Source organism: Actinophytocola sp. (genome assembly GCF_036002505.1).
Taxonomy (GTDB): domain Bacteria; phylum Actinomycetota; class Actinomycetes; order Mycobacteriales; family Pseudonocardiaceae; genus DASYTH01.
In genome coordinates, this window is record NZ_DASYTH010000278.1 from 1 (window position 1) to 3,448 (window position 3,448).

The following is a 3,448-nucleotide window of genomic DNA, read 5'->3' on the forward strand; positions in this document are numbered from 1 at the left end:
TGATCGCTACCATCGGCCTGATCATCGCGGCTCTGGCGCGCGGGATCGGCCCTCCAATTCTGGGTTCTCCTCGGGTTTCTGAGGCGTTGCCGCTGCCCACTCGCCGAAGCTCGAGGCCGAGAAGGCAGCCGAGCGTAAGCCGCAGTGTTGACCCTTCGGCATTCCCCTGGAAGTGGCAGCGAACGCGCGAGCGGACATTCTGTCGGCTGATCCTTGTCGCGATGTGACGCGGCGCGATGCCTACGTACAGCAAGGCGGTCTGTGGCAAGGCTGGGGTCTGGAGGTCCCTGAGGCCCACCCTGCTTCGACCCCTTCTACGGGCCCGCCTACAGAAAGCAGGCGCGCTTCGACGGGAGCGCACGCTGCGCGGCATGACCGCGGCTGAGCTACCGCGACGTCGCGGGCGGGTCGTAGTTCGGCTGGTAGAGCGTCATCTCGCCGGCTCCCGGCACCTTCAGCCGTGCCGTGATGCCCCAGCCTTCGTCTCGCACGTCGCCGGCGAACTCGGCGCCCTTCGCGGTCAGCTCCGCCATCGTCTTGTCGAGGTCGTCGCACATCAGGGACACGTCGAACCGCTGATCGGTGGATCCGGTGCTGCCCTCGTGCTCCCAGGAGCTCGGATGCACTCCCAGCTCGCTAGGGCCGCTCTTGAAGATCAGCCACCCGCCGCCGGTGTCGCTGCCCGGGAACTCAAGGACGTCACGGAAGAAGGCTCGGGCCGTGTCCGGGTCCTCGGCGTAGACCAGCGTGTGCACTGCAGTGATCACGCCCTCATCGTACTGCGCACCGCTCACCCCCCAAGGCAGGGTCATCGGCAAAGTCGTGGCGTAGGGATCACCTTAGAGATCACCACCTTTCTTGATCGCTTGGTTCAGGCGCCGAGGAGAGCGAGAACGTGGTCGAGGCGACGGGACAGATGCTCCAGGCCGCGTGCGATGTTGGTGCAGCCGGCCAGGCGGAGCAGACTGATCGCGATGTTTCGGGCGGTGGCCATGAACTGTGGCGAGGCGCCTGTTCTGACCTGGGACCGGTCTTCGTCGAATGTGCGGTCCCGCACGTAGTGTTCGCGGTTCTCCACTTCCCAGTGGCCGCGGTTGTGGGCGAGGATGTCGGCCGGGTTGGCTTGCCAGGCGGTGAGGCTGGTGATGCCGTGGACGGTCTCGGGTTTGCGGATCGGGTTGAAGCACAGGTCGAAGGTCTGCCGGTGGATGCGGAACGCCTGGAACACGCCCGGGAAGTCGAGGCCGGCCACGTTTGAGGTGCACCAGATGGAGCGGATCTCGATGCGGCCGTGGCCGCGGTCGAACGTGGTGTGGTGAGCGGGGAAGTCCCCGGCGCCGACAGCGCTGGGGAACAGTGCCGCGATGTCGCGTTCCAGGGTTGGCTGGTTGCCCTTCACGGTCAGGACGTACTCGCTGCCCTGGTCGGTGAGCTGCTGAATGTTGTCCCGGTGGACGTGCAGCGCGTCCGCGGTGAACACGATGTGCGACAGGTCACCGGCGGTGCCGGTGCCGGCGGCTGCCCGGGCGGCGCCGATGTCGTCGAGCAGCGGCAGCACCTGGGTGACCTCGGTGGTGCCCTGGGGGACCTTCCGCTGGCCGACGATGACGCCTTCCCCGTGGACCAGCGCGGAGAACAGCTTCACCTGGCCGGTGCGCAGTTCTTCCCAGGAGCCTTTGAGGGTCTTCCCGTCCAGTGCGATCGCGAGCACAGCGCCGGCCTGGTCGGCGGCCAGCCGCCCGGTGTGCACCAGGCCCAGCAGCCAGGCGCCGACCAACGCGTCTGCCTCGTCCGCGTCGATCATCTTCACGTGGCGGCGGACCGTCGCCTCGTTCGGCGCGATGTAGCGGCGCCGGACCGGATGCCACCGCGCGCCCAGCCGCTCCAGCGCGTCCTGGGGCAGGTCGGCGACGAAGTCGCCGACCGACCGGAAGCTGCGGCCGCACCCGGACAATCCGGCCGCGACCACCATCGTCAACGTCGCGGCGACCGAGTGGCGGATCCCGCGTCTGGCCCGCGGGTCGGTCAGGCCGTCCAGCGCCGCGCGCAGGCCGCCCGGTCCACTCATCGGCAGCGCGTTCAGGTCGATCACGTGGGTGTCCTCGCGGGTCAGCAGCGGATGGTCGAACGCGGCCGACAAGATCGCGGGCGCGGCGCGGTGCAGCGGGTACATCCACACCCGCTTGAGGTTGCCGTGATGGTGGTAGCGGCCGGCGCTGCGCGCGTAGCCCAGCGTCGACCCGACCTGCTGGAAGTTCGCGGCCGCATAGCAAGCACCGGCATGGCGGCTGGGGTCGGTGAACGTCTCCACCGCGAGCACCCGGTGCCCGTACACGCTCAGGTAGTCCGCGGACACCCGGCGCAGCACCCGGGCGAGCACCGCAGAGGCGAGATTGGGGATCCGCCCACCGGGCAGCACACAGAACCGCTGGTTGTTCGCAACGTGAATCAGCCGCGCGTACTGCTGCTCCCGGCTCCACCCGATGAACCGGTCCCGCGCCGCGCAGCTGAGCGCGGCAGACCCGAACCCGACCACTGCGACCCACCGCCCATCCAGCTCAGCGACGTACCGCAGCACCTGCCCGGTCAGCCGATGCCCCAGCCAGTGATGCGCATCCAGCTCAGCGTTGAACCGGCCGACCTCCTCAACGAAGATCGGCCGTACCACAACATCCGCGACACCGGTCCCAGCCACCGGAGAAGCTCTACCAGGATCCGCGGCGAAAAGCCAGCCCCCGCCCTCAGCCGCAGATCACCATCATGATCAACTAACTTTGCCGCAGCCCTGGCCTGTCCGGGAGGCGAACTCCCGAAGCGCCTCGGCCCACCGCGACGTCGAGTCGGCGATGACGACGGCGTGGTAGCCCATGTCCCGGAAGAACTCCGCGACAGTGACGCCGGTGTAGATGCTCACCTCACGCGCCATCATCGGCATGTTCGAGGTGTTGGCGATCACCACCGTGCGCTGTGCGAGCCGCCGCACCGGTGCGGGAATCCTCGAGTCCGGCCAGGTCGGTCATCACATCGGCCATCTCGTTGCCGCGCTCACCGCACCCGACGTAGACGATGACGTCCGCGTCGCACCATTTGGCGAGCTGAAAAGCCTGCACTCCCGCGACCAGCGCTTCGAGCGAGAACTCCAGCGCGTTGCCGACGGCGAACAGCAGGACGGCAGCGAACCAGGCGGCTCCGCCGAGGCTCCACAGGGCAACCGTTCCTTGCCAGATAACCGTGCCGAGCGCGGCGTGCGTGAGGCCGAATGCGGCGAGCCGGGCGAACGAGGCGAGGTTGGACCCGACCCGGATGACGGTGTCGAACAGCTCGACCGCACCCTGGGCGGCGCCCGCACCCCCGCCACCGGCAGCGGTCCACAGTCCCGTGAAGGCGAGCACGAGGCCGACGAGCCACACGAGGCCGCCGAGAGCGACGAGCCGTCCCGACCGGTCGT

3 protein-coding genes and 1 pseudogene are annotated in these 3,448 nt (G+C 68.6%); all 4 read right to left on the bottom strand.

The genetic code is table 11. From position 1 onward, the window contains the following. The coding region (locus tag VGR06_RS24480) for a GIY-YIG nuclease family protein (protein ID WP_349256896.1) at positions 1-373 on the bottom strand (373 nt) is incomplete at its 3' end. Between the two features lie 13 nt (positions 374-386). Further along, positions 387-767: a VOC family protein gene (locus VGR06_RS24485; protein ID WP_327561460.1), complete on the bottom strand. Its 381-nt coding sequence runs from the start codon at positions 765-767 to the stop codon at positions 387-389. Positions 768-871: 104 nt separating this feature from the next. Beyond that, the gene (locus VGR06_RS24490) at positions 872-2,695 is read right to left on the bottom strand and encodes an ISAs1 family transposase (RefSeq protein ID WP_327561461.1); all 1,824 of its coding nucleotides are present in this window, start codon (positions 2,693-2,695) and stop codon (positions 872-874) included. A gap of 99 nt (positions 2,696-2,794) precedes the next feature. Further along, positions 2,795-3,098 (bottom strand): annotated as a pseudogene (locus VGR06_RS43740) (ATPase); the annotation flags it as partial. Between the last annotated feature and the right edge of the window lie 350 nt (positions 3,099-3,448).